The 17,196-nt window shown below is 42.0% G+C and carries 15 protein-coding genes; 9 read left to right on the forward strand and 6 right to left on the reverse strand.

Features of this window, described 5'->3' with window-relative positions; genetic code table 11:
• Positions 1–121 precede the first annotated feature (121 nt).
• The 9 genes from UB32_RS18300 to UB32_RS18345 all read left to right on the forward strand — a co-directional run bounded on the left by UB32_RS18300 (position 122) and on the right by UB32_RS18345 (position 11,076).
• Positions 122–1,108 carry an ABC transporter ATP-binding protein gene (locus UB32_RS18300; RefSeq protein ID WP_044396524.1) on the forward strand — a complete coding sequence of 329 codons (987 nt, stop codon included), beginning with the start codon at positions 122–124 and terminating at the stop codon, positions 1,106–1,108.
• Positions 1,105–2,118 (forward strand): ABC transporter ATP-binding protein, encoded by a 1,014-nt coding sequence (locus UB32_RS18305; RefSeq protein ID WP_044396525.1) that lies wholly within the window; start codon positions 1,105–1,107, stop codon positions 2,116–2,118. Before UB32_RS18300 ends, UB32_RS18305 begins: the two co-directional genes overlap by 4 nt.
• 54 nt (positions 2,119–2,172) lie before the next feature.
• Entirely contained in the window at positions 2,173–2,487 is a 315-nt protein-coding gene (locus UB32_RS18310; protein ID WP_044396526.1) for a hypothetical protein, read from the forward strand.
• Between the two features lie 391 nt (positions 2,488–2,878).
• A complete protein-coding gene (locus UB32_RS18315) occupies positions 2,879–4,453 on the forward strand; it encodes an ABC transporter substrate-binding protein (RefSeq protein WP_044396548.1) in 1,575 nt (524 codons plus the stop codon).
• Positions 4,454–4,619: 166 nt separating this feature from the next.
• A complete protein-coding gene (gene nikB, locus UB32_RS18320) occupies positions 4,620–5,552 on the forward strand; it encodes a nickel ABC transporter permease (protein ID WP_044396527.1) in 933 nt (310 codons plus the stop codon).
• Positions 5,549–6,457, forward strand: coding sequence for an ABC transporter permease (locus tag UB32_RS18325; RefSeq protein ID WP_044396528.1), 909 nt, complete (start codon positions 5,549–5,551; stop codon positions 6,455–6,457). The genes nikB and UB32_RS18325 overlap by 4 nt, the downstream gene beginning before the upstream one ends.
• Before the next feature lie 10 nt (positions 6,458–6,467).
• Complete coding sequence (locus UB32_RS18330) at positions 6,468–9,491, forward strand: M14 family metallopeptidase (protein WP_052807108.1); 3,024 nt, start codon at positions 6,468–6,470, stop codon at positions 9,489–9,491.
• A 3-nt stretch (positions 9,492–9,494) separates the two neighbouring features.
• Positions 9,495–10,106 (forward strand): pyroglutamyl-peptidase I, encoded by a 612-nt coding sequence (locus UB32_RS18335; protein WP_044396529.1) that lies wholly within the window; start codon positions 9,495–9,497, stop codon positions 10,104–10,106.
• Between the two features lie 739 nt (positions 10,107–10,845).
• Positions 10,846–11,076: a hypothetical protein gene (locus UB32_RS18345; protein WP_044396531.1), complete on the forward strand. Its 231-nt coding sequence runs from the start codon at positions 10,846–10,848 to the stop codon at positions 11,074–11,076.
• Positions 11,077–11,156: 80 nt separating this feature from the next.
• On the opposite strand, the gene UB32_RS18350 is transcribed toward UB32_RS18345, so the two are convergent.
• The 6 genes from UB32_RS18350 to UB32_RS18375 all read right to left on the reverse strand — a co-directional run bounded on the left by UB32_RS18350 (position 11,157) and on the right by UB32_RS18375 (position 16,964).
• Positions 11,157–11,480: a DMT family transporter gene (locus UB32_RS18350; protein WP_044396532.1), complete on the reverse strand. Its 324-nt coding sequence runs from the start codon at positions 11,478–11,480 to the stop codon at positions 11,157–11,159.
• Between the two features lie 82 nt (positions 11,481–11,562).
• Complete coding sequence (locus tag UB32_RS18355) at positions 11,563–12,366, reverse strand: HAD family hydrolase (protein WP_044396533.1); 804 nt, start codon at positions 12,364–12,366, stop codon at positions 11,563–11,565.
• The gene (locus UB32_RS19145) at positions 12,353–13,876 is read right to left on the reverse strand and encodes a CehA/McbA family metallohydrolase (RefSeq protein ID WP_052807109.1); all 1,524 of its coding nucleotides are present in this window, start codon (positions 13,874–13,876) and stop codon (positions 12,353–12,355) included. Before UB32_RS19145 ends, UB32_RS18355 begins: the two co-directional genes overlap by 14 nt.
• A gap of 1 nt (position 13,877) precedes the next feature.
• Entirely contained in the window at positions 13,878–15,194 is a 1,317-nt protein-coding gene (locus UB32_RS18365) for an ABC transporter substrate-binding protein (RefSeq protein ID WP_044396534.1), read from the reverse strand.
• A gap of 23 nt (positions 15,195–15,217) precedes the next feature.
• Positions 15,218–16,057: a carbohydrate ABC transporter permease gene (locus UB32_RS18370; RefSeq protein ID WP_084221909.1), complete on the reverse strand. Its 840-nt coding sequence runs from the start codon at positions 16,055–16,057 to the stop codon at positions 15,218–15,220.
• 16 nt (positions 16,058–16,073) lie between these two features.
• The gene (locus UB32_RS18375; RefSeq protein ID WP_044396554.1) at positions 16,074–16,964 is read right to left on the reverse strand and encodes a carbohydrate ABC transporter permease; all 891 of its coding nucleotides are present in this window, start codon (positions 16,962–16,964) and stop codon (positions 16,074–16,076) included.
• Positions 16,965–17,196: the final 232 nt, after the last annotated feature.

Consider the following 17,196-nt stretch of genomic DNA (forward strand, 5'->3'; position numbering starts at 1 on the left):
ATCTTTAGTTCCGTCTATATAGCAGGAAAATTTTATTGAAAATATTCTAATAATTATATATTATAAGAAGAATACAAAAATAAATTTGGTTTAAAAAAATGAAACCGTTAGGAGTGTCATAATGGTTCAAAAAGTATTAGAGGTTAATGAACTTAAAGTTGGTATAAAAGATGAAGGAAAGAAAACCAACATTGTAAATGGTGTTAGTTTTGACCTTTATAAAGGGGAAACGCTTGGAATTGTTGGCGAGTCAGGCTGTGGAAAGAGTATGACATCACTTTCACTAATGGGACTTTTGCCACCTGGAGTAGAGTATTTAGGTGGTGATGTTCGTATAGATCACCTCCATTTTAAAGATTTTAGAAAAAAGGACTGGCGTAAAATTCGTGGAAAACGAATCGCGATGATTTTCCAAGAGCCGATGAGTTCATTAAACCCAGTACATACCATTGGCAATCAAATCATGGAAATGGTATTGAATCATGAACCGATGAAGAAAAAGGAAGCTAAAGCGAGGGCACTTGAGATGCTTCAGCTTGTTGGAATTCCTAGACCTGATCAAGTCTTGGATGAATATCCATATCAACTTTCAGGGGGGATGCGCCAAAGGGTCATGATTGCCATTGCGCTTTCCTGCAACCCGGAAATACTTATTGCGGACGAACCTACTACTGCACTTGATGTGACAATTCAAGCGCAAATCTTAGAGTTGATGAAAAATCTACAGGATCAAATGAACATGTCCATTATATTGATTACCCATGATCTCGGTGTTGTCGCTGAGATGTGTGATCGAGTCATCGTAATGTATGCGGGTGAGATTGTGGAGGAGTCCTTAGTTGTTGAGTTATTCGACAATCCTAAGCACCCCTATACGAAGGGATTGCTTGCATCACTTCCTGATATCAGCGAGCAAAAGGAATATCTTTCTTCGATTCCGGGAGTGGTTCCGGTATATGGAAATATGCCGATTGGTTGTAGGTTCGCTGAAAGGTGCCCACAAGCACATGATCGGTGCAAAGAAACTCCTCCACTAGTGGTAAAGGAGAGTGGATCGCGAGTGAAATGCTGGCTATATGAGCGGGAGGAAGCGGAGGTGATAATGTGACAGAACAGCAAAATGTATTACTGAAAGTTGAAAATTTACAAAAACACTTCCCTGTTAAGGGTGGGATTTTTGGGAATAAGACTATTAATCAAGTAAAAGCGGTCGAAGGAGTTTCATTTGAAGTTAAGCAAGGAGAAACGTTTGGAATTGTCGGTGAATCAGGTTGCGGGAAAAGCACGACTGGCCGAACGATTCTTCGGCTCCTCGAACCAACAAGTGGGAACATTTATTTTCAGGGTGTTAATATCGCAGAGGTGAATAAAACCGAAATGAGAAAGTTGCGTAAGGATATCCAAATAGTCTTTCAAGACCCTTTTTCTTCACTCAATCCGCGGATGCGGGTGAAAGATATTATTGAGGAACCCCTTATCAACTTTGATGTTAAAGATCGATCCGAAAGGGAAAAGCGAGTTCATGAGATTGCTGAACAGGTTGGTTTGACAGTTGACCAGCTTTCGCGGTTTCCGCACGAATTTTCAGGTGGGCAGCGTCAAAGGATTGGGCTCGCACGAGCATTGATTACAAAGCCTAAATTGATTATTGCCGATGAGCCTGTTTCAGCGCTTGATGTTTCCATTCAATCTCAAGTATTAAACTTAATGAAGGACTTACAGAAGGAATTTGGGCTTACCTACATTTTTATCTCTCATGATTTAAGTGTTGTAAAACATTTATGTGATCGAATCGGAGTTATGTATCTCGGGAAGATGGTGGAAGTGGCCGAAAAGAACCAAATGTATGATGAACCACTACATCCTTATTCGAAGGCCCTACTTTCAGCACACCCAAGTTCTCATCCGTTAAAAAAGAAAAATCGTATCATTTTAAAAGGCGATGTGCCAAGCCCATCAAATCCTCCAAGCGGATGTACATTCCATCCTAGATGTTCTTCCTGCATGGATATTTGTAAAACGGAAGCACCATCGCTACAGACGGTTCGAGATCAACATGACGTTTCCTGCCATCTCTACACAGAAGTTAACAAGGATCAGGAGTATCTGTATGAGTAAACAGTAGAAAAAGCACTTCGACTATTGGATGTTTATACAGAAGAGTAACCTATTGTGTCTGTCTCGATGAATTTCAAAATTTATGGGAATACCCAAATTTATTCTCCATACCCGATTGTTGCAAAATTTGTGCAATTCGGTTATTTACAAAGAATATCCTTTCAGCAAGATGGTTTGGTGATAGATGGTGAGGTTTATGATATAGGAACAACATTTCTAGAATTGGGTGAACGGGTAGCAGAAAGATATCAGTTGTTCATCGGTTGTCTGTCCTTTTATGAAGAAGATTTAGAGAAGTCGTCTAAATGGTCATTTAGGAGCAAAATTAAGAGTTCTATATTGAAAAAATTGATGGTATTAGACCAGTAGTGAGGCTTTACATTAGAAGTTGGACTATACGCACCTTTATGTGCGGGTGCCTATAACTCGGACATTCCTAGCTAATTTATCTCAAGAGGAATTTGACCGAAACTATTGTAATCCCTTGACCAATATACAAATCAGACACCCACATCGATTGAGGAAGTATGGAACCGTAGAAATGACAAGGGAGTCTGGTTTTGCTTTGCTTATAGTGATTCTGATCTCGAGGAAGAAAATTTATCAATTGCTGTACCTATCTTTAGCCGCTTTGGAATCGTCCCGTGCTCGATTAGTATGGCGGAATTCTCTACCAACTTGTCAAGAGAGATGGTTATACCCATCCATATCCATAAGGTAAAAATTATAAACAACAACCAAAGGAGGATAACAGATTATGATGAAGAAATGGCTATCATTGATTTCGCTAATATTTTCTTTAATGCTCGTTTTAGCAGCGTGTTCTGGTGGAGGAGAAGAGTCTAGCACAAATGAAAAAAGCGATAGTAGGGAAAACCCAGCTAAAGATCGTGGAAATGAAATTATCATTGGAGTTTCAGGGGAACCACAAAACTGGGACCCGATTGATACCTTTTTGTTGGACTGGAGTACAATTGCAACTTCTGTATTTGAAGGGCTAGTTGATCGAAATTTAAATTTGGAAATCCAGCCTGGTCTAGCTGAAAGCTGGGAGTATCTAGATGACCAAACCTTACAATTCAAGCTTCGTCAAGGTGTTCAATTCCATAACGGGGAACCATTCAACGCCGATGCTGTAAAGTTTACTTTCGATCGCTTGCTAGGTGAAGAAGGACAAAAGGGACCTCAATACTCAAACTATACTTCGATTGATAGTGTAGAAGTAGTTGATGAATATACTGCAACTTTTCACTTAAATTCTCCTGATCCTGTTCTTTTAACAAAGCTTGCAGGTTATGGGGCGGTGATTGTTCCTCCTAAATATGTTCAGGAACATGATGATGAGTTTTTCAATAATAACCCTGTTGGGACGGGTCCCTTTAAAATGACAGGTTACAAGCGTGACCAGGAAATTGTTTTAGAAAAGAACCCTGATTACTGGAAAGAGGGCTTACCAAAACTTGATAAAGTTACATTTAAAGTGATTCCGGAAGCTTCTACCAGATTAGCAGAACTTCAAACCGGAAACATTGACGTAATGAAGCGTGTAGAGGTTGCTCAAGCTGAAACCGTTAAAAATACTAGTTACTTAGAATTAATTGATGTGGGTACGCCAACGGTATACTCCCTTCGTTTTGATCCTGGCCAAAAGCTAATGGACAATAAACTTGTAAGACAAGCGATCAACTATGCAGTAGATAAGCAATCAATCATTGATGAAATTTTAAGTGGCTATGGTAAGCAAATCAGCACTTACCAAAGTGAGCTTTCATTCGGAAACAATCCGGATTTAGAGCCATACCCTTATGATCCAGAAAAAGCAAAAGAGTTGTTAGCGGAGGCAGGAGTAGCTGAAGGGACAGTATTAGATGTCTACATTCCTGGTAATGATGGAAACTTCAAAGAGATTACTCAAGCGGTTGCTTTCTATTTGGAAGAAGTTGGATTAAAAATGAATATTAACAGTGTTGACAACACAACGCTCATTTCCGAGTTAATACCTAATGGAAAGGCTGGCCATATGTATCGTCAAGGCTGGGGAGGATGGACTCTTGACTTTGATAACACGGCTTACCTAATGTACCATGAAGGGGAGCAGTGGAACCCATCTTTTAAAGATGAAAAAGTGGAAGAATTGCTTGCTGCACAGCGTGCAACAGTGGATCAAGAAGAGCGTAAAAAGATTTTCATGGAGTTAACTGAATTGCTATATGATTTGGCACCAGAACTAAATCTTTACCAAGCTGTTGATTTATATGCAGCAAACTCTCGTTTGGAAAACTTCCAGCCGCCTCATGATGATAGAATGCGTCTAGAAGAAGTTTCCGTTAAATAAACGTAAAGAAGATGGAACGGTCAGAAAGAGATAGTATGAACCTCATGCTATCTCTTTCTATTAAATATTATGTTGAGTTAGGGCAAGTTTCTTGGTTCTGATATCAACACACACTGAAAACTTCTTTTATTTATCACTCACTCGCTGGTAGTAAGGGGGAACAATCATGATAGCTTACGTGATACGAAGATTGCTACACACAGTTTTAGTTGTACTAGGGATTTCGTTGATTGTCTTTTTTTCAATTCGTCTGACAGGTGATCCTGTCTCCGTAATGTTTGCAGCAGGAGAGCCAACTAAAGAAGCAATTGCGGAAGTTAGAAGCAATCTAGGTTTAGATGAACCATTATATGTTCAATATGGAATATTTCTAAAGGGTATTTTTACATTTGATTTTGGTAAATCGTTTCGAAGTGGGATGCCGGTCATGGAATTAATCAATGAACGAATTGGCGCTACGCTTGCACTCGCTTTAGGAGGTATGGCAGTTGCGATTCTTATTGCCTTTCCAGTTGGGATATTGTCCGCGGTAAAGCGCGATACCGCAGTTGACTTCTTTGGACGAATTTTTTCTTTATTAGGGATTTCTTTCCCGAATTTCTGGTTAGGTATTATGCTTATCCTTGTTTTTTCGGTCACGTTACAATGGTTGCCGGTTTCGGGTTTTGAAGGTTTCAAGCACTTAATTTTACCTTCAATAACACTGGGTTTAATTTTATCTGGGATTCTTGCTAGGCTTGTCCGGTCATCGATGCTTGAAGTGATGAATCAACAATATGTTTCAACCGCTAAATCAAAAGGGATTAGTGAATGGAAGGTAATCATTAAGCATGCTTTCCGGAATGCTTTATTGCCAACCGTAACCTTTATTGGGCTTCAATTTGGATCGCTATTGGGCGGCACTGTCATTGTGGAGCAAATTTTTTCTTGGCCTGGTGTGGGTCGTTTAATCATAGATGCCATCAATCAAAGGGATTATCCTGTGATCCAGGGTGGAGTTATTTACTTAGCCATTATCATGGTGTTAGTCAATTTAATCGTTGATTTAAGCTACACACTAATTGATCCAAGAGTGAAAGTAGGAGGGAGTAAATCATGACATCTGTAGGGCTTGAAAAAGCAGTGCCTGTAAATCCTCCAAGAAGGCCTCACCTTAAAAAGTTGTGGCGTTTTATTAAAAAGAATCCAGTTGGATTCATCGGGTTAATCCTCGTGGCACTCAGTGTTTCTTGTGCTTTGTTTGCTCCGTTTATCACCCCTTTTGACCCGTCGAAGGCGAGTTTGTCATCTAGGTTGGCTCCTCCATCTTGGGCAGATCCAAAGGGTGAATCAGCTTTCCTGCTTGGTGCGGATCAGGTGGGTCGTGATTTATTAAGCCGAATTATTTATGGAGCTAGAATTTCTCTGATGGTAGGAATTTTTGGTGTCTTAATTGCGATGGTAATTGGAACGGTTCTAGGGTTGATTTCAGGGTACTTTGGGAAATGGCTTGATGATATCATCATGCGCGTAGCTGATATTCAGTTAGCCTTCCCATTCATTTTATTTGCGATTGTCATCATGAGTGTGCTTGGCACGGGGATTTGGAAAATTATTATCATTCTAGGTTTAACCTATTGGGTTGGCTTTGCCCGCCTGATACGTGGACAGGTGATTTCATTAAAAGAGCAAGAATATATTCAGGCAGCTAAGGCAATTGGTGGAACGAATTTTAACATTATTCGCAAGCACATTTTACCGAATGTATTATCTTCGATTCTTGTCCTAGGAACAATGTACATTGCTGAGTTTATTTTGTTAGAAGCTTCACTGACATTTCTTGGTTTGGGGGTCGATCCCACGATTCCGTCTTGGGGTGGAATGCTTGCTGATAGTCGAAATTATATTACAAGTGCATGGTGGACAGCTGTTTTTCCAGGTGTAGCCATAATGATTACGGTTTTGGGCTTTAATCTACTTGGAGATTGGTTGCGCGATAAATTAGATCCAAATATGAAAGTGTAGGAGACGACCATTGAAAAATCTTCTGGAAATGTGGACCAAGGATGGCTTGCTACAGGATCAGAACGGGGATGGTGTCATTGATGGGACAAATATTTTTATCAACCTCCCGGACTTTCTTGCCCCAGAGGGGTTAATTGATTTCTGTGCCAGACTTGGATTTGAGACGACGTCTCTATCATTTGATTTCTTCGAACAGAGGGAAGGCGTGGTAGAACTTGGCTTTGAAAAGTCGGATTTCAAAACGGACATTAGAATCGAAGCAGAAAAGCTTTTGGTTCATTATAAAAGTGAAGTAGAGCTTTCTATGCTTTTAAAATTGTTGGCTGCGATGGATGATGAACAAGAATGTGATTGGTGTATCGCAATTGAATTACGTAACGGAAAGGTCTATGCCGGTCGAGTCCCCATTTCGGTTGTTTATGGTCATTTAGAAAGCGATTATAATCTTCCTATCATCGATAATCTTAGTGAATTATGGAGTTTCTCTGGTGTGGGTAAAAATAAAGAAGCGAGCCCAGGAAAATCCTTAAGCATGAACATTGAGGTGGAAAAGCCCCTGTTAACGACCGCGCTTTTACAGGAGGTATGTTTTTTTGCAGCAAGGAGCTCGATGTATTCGACCAGGATATCATTCCCAGTCACTAACGAATCGAATGCAAGTTTGCATTTTGTAATTGGGGAAGGAAATCATCTTTTAGAATCTGGACAGGTATTAGATGAATATCCAGGCCAAGCGGGCGCTGTTTTAGAGCTAGTAGACACAAATATTTTATCCTTCAAAGGTTCGAAAGAAATGCTCTCTGCAGCATTGGCTCGGCTTGTTAGATCAAAACATTGGAGTGAAGGCGGTTCATTTGGATATTGGGAAAAGAAGCATCAACTTGCCCAAAAGGAAGACCCACCTCAGTTGTTTGAAATGACATGGAAGGATGAGAGTGAAGTAGACATCGCTTTTCAGATTTTAACAAAATCAGAGAATCTTAATGGAGCAGATGTGGAAGTATTTTTGTCGGAACCATTCAAAATTCGCGAGCAGCTTGAAAAAGAGTGGAGGGTTAAGTTTCCTGAAATTCACTCATTGGTCATTCACTCGGCTTATAAAACTGGTCTACATTGGATCATGGAAGAAGTTCTACCTGAGTGGCAAGCATCGAATCAACTTGTTCAAGGAATGGAGATAAAGGTCCAAAAAGAAACCGGGGAAAAAGGATTGGAGCTACCGATACGTTGGATTCAAGAGCTTTACCCGATTGATGGTTACATCGAGGAGACGATTGGTTTAAAGGCAAGTCAAGTTTATTTTACGCTTGAGGAGACCCTCGGTCATACGTATGAGATTTATGGGATTGATGAGAAAGGGGATAAATTTTTCCTTAGCGATTTGGACGTGCCAGTTTCAAGTCTTCCCTATTTGGATGGTCAGCATATGGTTTACCCCGTCTCAAGTGCGGTCCGGATCCATCATGTTAACAAGGTCGAGGAACACCTTATTCAAACAGACAGGGAGCGATTTTACCGTTTTTATGTCGAGGAGGTCCTGCCAAAGCTATGGCGTGAAGTATCCAACTATCAGCCAGGACAGGGACACAGCCGTCCGCTATTTGACCGAATTGAAGTGGATGTATGGATGAGTGAGGAAGAAAAAAGTCTTCAAGTGGATAAGGAACGTGTTTCTTCCCTTGAAGCATTACATGAAGATTTATATTTTAATACTTTGGATTACTTTGCTCAGTTGGGAGAAAGAGTGGAAGGAAAGGCATTCTCAGCTCCGGGTGGAATCCATCCATTTATGCATGTAAGGCCAGGACTGAAACCGGAAGCGCAGATTAAAGTTTACGGTTGGCAAGAAAAGTCGATTGAACAATTAATCACTAAGGCACTTATTTTCGATCCAGAAGGAGTAATGTTTGCAGCAACCGTAACTGATGGAAAACGGGAATTCTACCTTCCTATTGGAGCTTTCGAACAACCATCTGAACAAATTCATCCAGAGATTCAGCGATGGATGGAAAATGATCCAAAGTATCACGTTTTGTATCCTGATTATTCCTATGGCGGACATGCAATACCTGTAGTCGAGTGTTTTTTAGATGCAGGTGAAGACTTCTATTCGCCACTAAAAATGTCTGCGTTCAAGAAAACGTTGTTTATTGAAGCGGGACATCACTCCAATGAGGTTTCCAGTACCCCTGCTGTTTTCGCCCTAATGGACAAGGCAGAGGAATGGTTTTGTAATTGGTTGAAGCACATGAATGTTGTGTTCATACCATTAGCTAATCCTGACGGTTATCAGTTATTAACGAAACTTACGAACGAGCATCCTGACTGGAAACATCATGCGGCAAGATTCAATGCGGTAGGTTTGGAATTCGCTCATGTCCGTTTTCAAAACACGGTGTTTGGTGAAGCGAATATTTATCCTGAAATTCTTCGCAGGTGGGCACCTGACATCATAATTGATGATCATGGTATCCCAGCGCATGAATGGGTTCAACCCTTTGCAGGCTACAATAGTCCGCCAAGGTTTCCAGTCTCGTATTTTTTGCCTAGTGCACATATTTATGGAATAGGACGAGTGTCGCAAGACGTATCTTACCGAAATCAGCATGAAGAGAACCTTGAAGAAATCGTCAAGAATGTAAGCCAGTATTTAAGAGATACTTCTATTGACTTCGATAATTCCTATTGGAAAGAACGCTTTATCAAATATGGAAACCAATGGTTACCAGACGTTTTTCCGATTGAAGAGGCGCCAGGAATCCATTTTTATAGACAAACCTTCGTAACTCCAAACTATGCATCGATAGGCATTATTCGGTACCCAGAGTGGATTGCCGCTGATATTATCTCGGAAGCGGCTGATGAGGTAGTATATGGAGAAGACCTACAAAGCTGTATTGACGCCCACATTGAATTTGATTTAGCGATTATCGATGTGCTTTTACATACAAAAGTGGAGTGGGAGCGTCACCGTGTCCCTGGCCTATCCCTTGAGCGAATTCGTCCAATTAAACTTGATGAAAGGAATGGTTGATTTATGAAAACACTACTATTGACAGGTTTTGAACCGTTTCTAGATTTTACGATTAATCCAACTATGCGAATTGTAGAAGACCTAAATGGTATGGAAATTGGCAGGTATAAGGTTCATGGAGAAATCTTATCGGTTAACTTCCGCGAATCAGGAAAGCAACTCATTGAGCACTTAGAGAAAACTCAGCCGGATGCAGTAATATCGTTGGGTTTAGCTGGTGGACGGTATAAAATCACACCTGAGCGCATTGCCATTAATGTCAATGATGGAAACCGTGACAACTTTGGAAACGTCCCGGTTGACGAGGTGATTCAGTTGGAAGGAGCAGACGGTTATTTATCGACATTGCCCATTCGTTCCATGATCAATCGCCTGCAGGAACAAGGTCTACCTGCTGAAATCTCAAATACAGCGGGAACATATTTATGCAACCATGTCATGTATCAGGGCTTGCATTACGTAAAAATGCAGGGAAAAAGGACCCTTTCAGGCTTCATTCATATTCCTGCTTCCCATGAACTTGCAATTCAAAATGGGAAGATCCCGAGTTGGTCACATGAAGATTTAAAAAAGGGAATCATCACTTGTATTCAAGTGTTGTCGGAAAATGTATAATTTGCAACCCAAAGCATGTGACGGGCGAGAAGAGTATTCACGTTTATATTTGGTAACCAATGTGGATCTGTAAATATATCATCATGGGATTCGGTGGTTGAACAAAACGGTTACTTATTTTGCTTGACTCTTGCATTTTTCAATAAACACTATAAAGTGCAACGGGTAGCTTGTTACAAAAATCGAAGTTTTTCGCCATCAATTTCAGATCTTTCAGCACATCCATAAAGGATTTTTTCGACAATGCTTGTTCATAGGCGTTTACCACAAGTTGACCCAGATGATCTTTACTTATTCGCCGAACGACATCACAAATTGTTAATGGGATTTCTTGTTGCCATTTTTTAACGTTCGTATTTCTAGATAGTTTTAGGTAAAGAACTCGATACACCAAGAACGTTGAATCCCTTTGTGGTGAAAAAGCTGGTATTCGTCAAAGCCAAGTAACTCTTAGAAATAACGATATCCGGTTTCGATAATCCAACGCATAATAGCAAGAATCGTAACGAGATTCGGCTACTATCAGTACAAAGAAGACAAAATGGGGTCTTGCTCGAATCGAATTCCCACCCAATATAACAGGTTTGAAACTAAAGAGATAGTATAATAATGAGACATAAAAAATAAGACTTAAGATATGGGGCTGGTTCTTTGCCTATTTTGTATCGGTGGTGGATGAAGGGAAGATCAATAAAATTAATGGACCAAAACGTAATTGTCTCTACTATGGAGTGACGGATTGTCTTTAAAAAAACGGGTTGGGGATGACATCGATCAAGATAAGGTACAAAAGATCTTCACCTCTGAAAACCAGGATCATACAAAAGAATACATGGCCTTCATTGCGGATACCCTGGTGAAGTACATGGAACTGTCAAAAGAGATGAGTCCAACTTTAATTTTTTCACTGTTTTATTATAAATCTCGAAAAGCAAAAGAAGGAGGAAAGCTATATTGCTATCCTCTTTAATTTGGTTCGATCATCGTTTCATCGAAGAAGAATATGCTTTTTGTTTAATTACTATATGAAACAGGTAGAGAGATCTTCCATTATGTGGCCGGACTTATCTTTATCCCAATAACCCCAAGGATAATGAGTATGATGGAAATCGCCTTAAACAAGGTGATGCTTTCCTGGAAATACAGGATGCCGATGAGGCTTACTGCAAGTGTGCCCACTCCGGACCAAATTGCATAGGCCACACTTAAATCCATTTTTTGCACAACAAACGGAAATATGCTAAAACATCCGCCGTAAAATACGAATATTAAAACGGATGGAGTAAATTTAGACAGTCCGTCTGAAAGCTTTAATGAAATGGTCCCGGCTACCTCCAGGATGATCGTGAAAATAAGTAAAAGCCAAGCTGGCATCGGTTTTTTCACCTCAAGGTTAGTATTTAAATTTCAATTTCAATCCCCTTCCAGATGGAAGGGGATGTCGTTTTCTTCTTATTTATAAGGAAGCTGGAGAACCTTTCCCATGCATCTTTGCGATTGGGGCAATACAGGTGTTTCGTTCCCATACGCAAATGCCGTGTTGGTCGATAAGGTTGTTGACGGATGGGATGATAATGTCAGCGAGTGGGGCCAGATCTTTGGTGGAGCTGACTCCTGACAAGACTCCAATTGCGAGACCGGCTTGCCCCAATTTTGCCAAGGTGAGGTCGACGGCAGTGTCGCCTACGACTGCAACTTCTTCTGGTTCAAGTCCAAAATGCTGGCAAAATGCAAACAGGACGTTTGGATGAGGCTTTTTTTCCGGCAGGCGGTCGGCGGTGGCAATGAATTCAAAATAATGGCCGATCCCTAGGGTTTTAAGGCAGATGTCGGTAGCTTCCCAGTCATCAGCGGTCGCGATTCCGAATTTAATGCCCTTTGTTCTCAGATTGGTGAAAAGCTCATCCAGATTGGCAGTTGGAACAATCATTTCTGTCTTCTGTTTCGTTATCTGTGCCAGGCTGTCCGATATCCATTCCCTGAGTCGGGGAATCTGCTGGATCTCATGGTAGCTGAGCACTTTCCGGAAAGCGGCTTCAATGTCATAGGAAGTTCCCCCGGCAAGAACGCCGTGGGGAAGCACTTCCTCGTTGACAATCCCTATGGAATGAAGCAAATCGCCGATTAGTACTTGGTTGTCCACCTGTCCAAGCCGTGCTGTCAGCTGCGCTATTAGTTCCCTTGCTGCTGTCAACCAGACCGAATGGAAGTCAATCAATGTTCCATCTTTATCAAAAAGGATTCCTTTAATCTGTATCAACGTTTAAAACCTCAGCTTTTGTTAGTAGTTGTGACCATGTTGCAAGGCTGGGTGTTCTTTTTCCGCAAAACAGAGGGTTGGTGAAAGCTAGTAGCTTTTCGTCTTCGGATCGAACCTCGATGCGAATCCAATTATACTCTTCCTTGTTCCAATTGAAGCTGTACGAAAAGGAGCGGTAGCCTTCAATTTTTTGGATTAAAACTTCCTCACCGTTCTCAATCCAGTGAATAGATGCATTCGGAGAGATATTTTCAATATGGATCGTCATATCGAATCGGTTGTTCTCGTTCTGCTGAAGTGCTGCTGTCAGGTCATCGCCCAAAGTGAAGGTTTGGCTGCCAACCTGTACTGATGCTTCAATTAGCGGGCCGCGCGATACATATGCCCGGCCAAGAGAAACACCTTCAAGAATTTCTGCTGCCGACAGTCCTTCTGCCAGAACGAAAGTACCAGGGTCTCCAATTAGCGATGGTTCACCGTTTTCGGTATAGCTTTCTTCTGGAGTCAGATGGGAGTCAGAGCCTCCGATGCCCCAAATTTTGTGGCCGTCATTCCATAGAGCCGTCCAGAGCTTTAAGGCTTTCTCGGTTGCTTCAGGGTTCGTCGGATAGGTCGGATCGTTCCAGATCTCTATCACATCCACTTGTTCAAGCTTTGTGTCATTGAACCACCAATGCCAAGGCTTCAGCATTGGGTGGTTGATCGAGCGGAGGGCTCCTGCTTTTCTGGCATCTTCCAGAATTCTGTTCATTCCATGTTCTGTTTCCATTCCGCCGTCAGCAGCAGTATAACGCCAATCAATCCAATGCTTTGGCCCAAGAATATTAAAATGGCCCTTTTGAGATGTGATCTCAATTCCAGGAATGGCTAAAGCTTTTCCTGAAACCCAGGCAGTGGGCATTACATGATGCTCGGTTGTGAAAAAGAAGTCAAGTCCCATTTTTTCCGCCTGAAGCATTCCGGCATTTCGGCTCATTTTTCCGTCAGATAGAATCGTATGAGTGTGGAAGTCGCCCTTGTACCAACGTCTCCCGGTTTCGACTCTCATTTTCCAGTCAAACGAGGAAAAAGAAAAACCGGTTTGGCTATCTGCCTTAGCCCAAATGTGGTCCCCGAGGGGTTCAGTTTCCGCAGCAAAGGAAGAATGGCTTGTTCCGCTTTCAATTTCAATGCTGTATTCCAGTTCCCGCTTGGCCTCCACGGCAAGAATTTCGATTTTATAGATTCCTGCTGGCAAATCCCCTGGCAAGGTAAGAGGGCTTGACTGCAGAGAATCCTTATGAAGGACAATCGTCTCGGGGGACTTTCCAAACAAAAATTGGACACGAAGATGCCCGTTAGGATCCCAAACAAACATTGCAAACCAGCGTCTTTTTTCTACCGATAGACTAAACACAATCCAATCCTGATGTTCCCCAATAAGAAATTCATGGGAACGAACTGGTAGCGTTTCTTCGCTGCCAATCCGTTCTTGGAATTTCCCTAGATACTTTTCTGTCAATGGTTTCATCTTATTTCCCCTTCAAAGCTTGATCCAGTGCCTTTTGAGCTTCCGCTTTTGCTTCATTCAAAGCTGTCTCTGCTTTTACGCCTTCGATTTCGACTTTGTCGGCAGCTTTTGACAGAGCATCGAGAATCTTGCCGCCAGTTGGATCAACAAAATCAGGTGTTGCTGTTTCGGCCTGTTTCAACGGAATGAGAATTTGCGGGTTCTTTTTGGCGAACTCCTTGAAAGCAGGGACATCCTGAGCTGATTTTCTTACAGAAATATAACCAGTTTTCATTGACCAGTCAGCTGTTTTTTCCGCGCTTGTGAAAAATTTTATCCATTTGAATGCAGCTTCTTGCTGTTCAGGCGGCGTAATGGCTGGAATGCTAATGGTTTGTGCTCCTGCGTGAGGCTTTGCTTCTTTTCCAATCCAGCCAGGTTGCGGATAAGCTGCTACTTTTGTAAAATCAAGATCGCCCTGGTCGCCGCTTGAACCGGTGTAGCCCGCTGCATTGCCTTTCATTACATCGTCAATGGTCTTATACCAGTACTCCCATCCTTGTCCACCGTGGTGGATGCGCATTGTTTTGTCCTCGTGGATCGCTTTCCTGAAAAACTCCCAGCTGTCTACCCATTCAGGAGAGTCGATGGTAACGGTCTTTCCATCTTCACTCAAATAAGTTCCGCCATTGCTAAGGGCTGCATCGATCAGGTTGCCGCTTCCCCACATTGGCTCCCAGCCAAATATATTTTCTGACTTTTTGATTTTTTCTGCTGCTTTCCCTAAATCTTCCCATGTTTTGAGAGAATCTTTGGTAATTCCTGCTTTTTCAAAGAGATCTGTACGGTAGTACATTACTTGAGTGGTTCCATATAAAGGAAGGGAAAATTGTTTGCCATTGATTGTACCTTGAGAAAAGAAGGCAGGGATGAAATCGTCCTTATTGAAATCCGTTTCAGCTGCAATCATATCATCAAGTGGTGCCAGCAATTCACGGTTAGCCAGTTGTACCATTGGATCATTTGTTAACAGAACAGCAGCCGGAGCTTTTTTCGCTGCAATCGCTGCCTGCAGTTTTTGATACGTTTCGGAATAGTCGCCCTGAGCAATTCCTTTTACAAGTACTTCATTCTGGCTGTCATTGAATTCTTTGATGCGTGCTTCCATTGTTTCACCAAGCTTGCCTCCAAGGCCGTACCAGAATTCGATTTCAACAGGACCGCTTGATTCTTTATTTACTGTCTCTTTGCCTGTTGTATTTGTCCCCGAATTACATCCGGCCAACAGCGACAATATCAGAGTGAACACCAGTATTATTAAACTGCTTTTCTTTTTCATTATAAATATCCTCCTAAATTGGATTATCCTTTTACTCCGCTGTCACTTAAACCTTTAATAAACCATTTTTGTGCAATGATGAATAAAAGAAGCATTGGGATGACAGCAAGGGTGCTGGCAGCCATCACCAGTGGCCATTTAATACCATAGGCTCCTTCCTGGACAAAAAACTGGCGCAGTCCCGCTGTAATCAAGAGCAGTTTTTCGTCTTTTATGATCAAGGAGGGCCAGAGATAGTTATTGTACATCGATACAAAGCTGATTAACCCGAAAGTGGCAAACGATGGCTTAGAAAGCGGGAACAGTATCTTCCATAAAATTCTCCAATGGCTGGCTCCGTCGATTTTTGCTGCTTCAATCACCTCCCGATGAATCTGCAAAAATGCCTGGCGGAACAGAAAGATTCCGAACACGCTTGCCGCATTTGAAAAAATCAGTCCTTTATAACTGTCCAGCATGTTCAGGTCAGCCAGCATGATATAGCTGGGGACATAGGTTGCAGCAGCAGGAAGCATATAGGTCGCAAGAATCAGGGAAAAAAGCAGATTTTTCCCCTTGAACTCAAGATGAGTGAACGCATAGGCAATCATTGCTGAGTTAAGGGTTTGAACCAGCACAATGACAAGGGCAGTGAAAGCACTGTTAAAAATGTACTGGCCAAACGGCGCGGAATTCCATGCGTCAAGGAAGTTATGCCATTGCGGTATGGCAGGAAGCCAAACCTCTGGGAAGTTCCACAGCTCTTCATTGGTTTTTAAAGCGCTTAGTGCCATCCACAGGAAGGGAAAGGCCATTAATAGGCTGAAACCGATTAAGGCTGCATGACGGGCCCCTGTAATGGTCCACATTTTTGCTTTGTACATGGTGTTCCTCCTTCGATTACTGGTAGTGAACCCAGCGTTTTGACGTCCAAAATTGGATGAGGGACAAGAAAGCTGTCAAAATAACCAGTATTGTTGCAACCGCGGTTGCCTGTCCCATATTGAACTGTTCGAACGCAGATTGATAATACATGTACAGGATTGTTCGTGTGCTTCCCGCAGGACCGCCCTGGGTCAGTACCTGGATCTGATCATAAGCCTGAATCGCTTCGACCGTCATGATGATCACCAGGAAGAAAGTCGTTGGGCTGATTAGTGGAAGTGTTATGTTCCGAAACGTTTTCCAGCCGCTTCCTCCATCAAGTGAAGCTGATTCATAGAGTTCTTCAGGTACTTTTTTCAAAGCACCGAGATAAAAAATCATTGCCCAGCCGACACCTTTCCAAATGGTGACTATCAGGATGGCTGGCATTGCCCATTCCATGCTGCCCGTCCATTCGAGAGGAGGAAGGTGAAAAAGGGATAATGCCCAGTTTGCCAGACCGACCTCTGGCTCATAAATCCAGGACCAGACAATTGAGACGGCAACAGTTGGCGTCACCCATGGCGAAAAGAGAATCATCTGATAGATGGACCCGCCACGAATTTTTTTGTGGAGTAGCATTGCCAGTAGCAGGCCGCCTGCAATTGTTGGAACGACAGAGCCGGCTGTAAAATAAACTGTGTTTAACAGAGCTTGGAAAAAGGCTTCATCCCCAAGAAGATTCCTATAGTTTTGTAATCCTACCAGGTTGTAGGTGGGGCTCATATAATCCCAGTCTGTAAAACTTATATAAAGCGAGTAAAGCATCGGCCAGACCCAAAAAATAGACAATGGGATAAGGGCGGGAAGCGTGAAAAAGATCACCCAGGACAAATGGGCCAAACGGCCGGTGAAAGACGAAGTCATTTTGCCGTGTTTTCTCCTTTTCTTTAACGTAGGATAGGAGACTGGCGGCTGTATCTTTGTATCACTGGCTTTTTCCAAGTTAACACCTTCCTTTATCGTAAATTACTACTTAGTTACAAGACTATTGTAACTTGCAAGTTTTGAGGAAATGTAAAGGAATTCTAAATTAAACGTTAATAATCACAAGTAAATGCACATAAACACACATAAAAAAACACTCTTGCAAAAAGAG

Source organism: Mesobacillus subterraneus (assembly GCF_000934845.1).
GTDB lineage: Bacteria > Bacillota > Bacilli > Bacillales > Cytobacillaceae > Mesobacillus > Mesobacillus stamsii.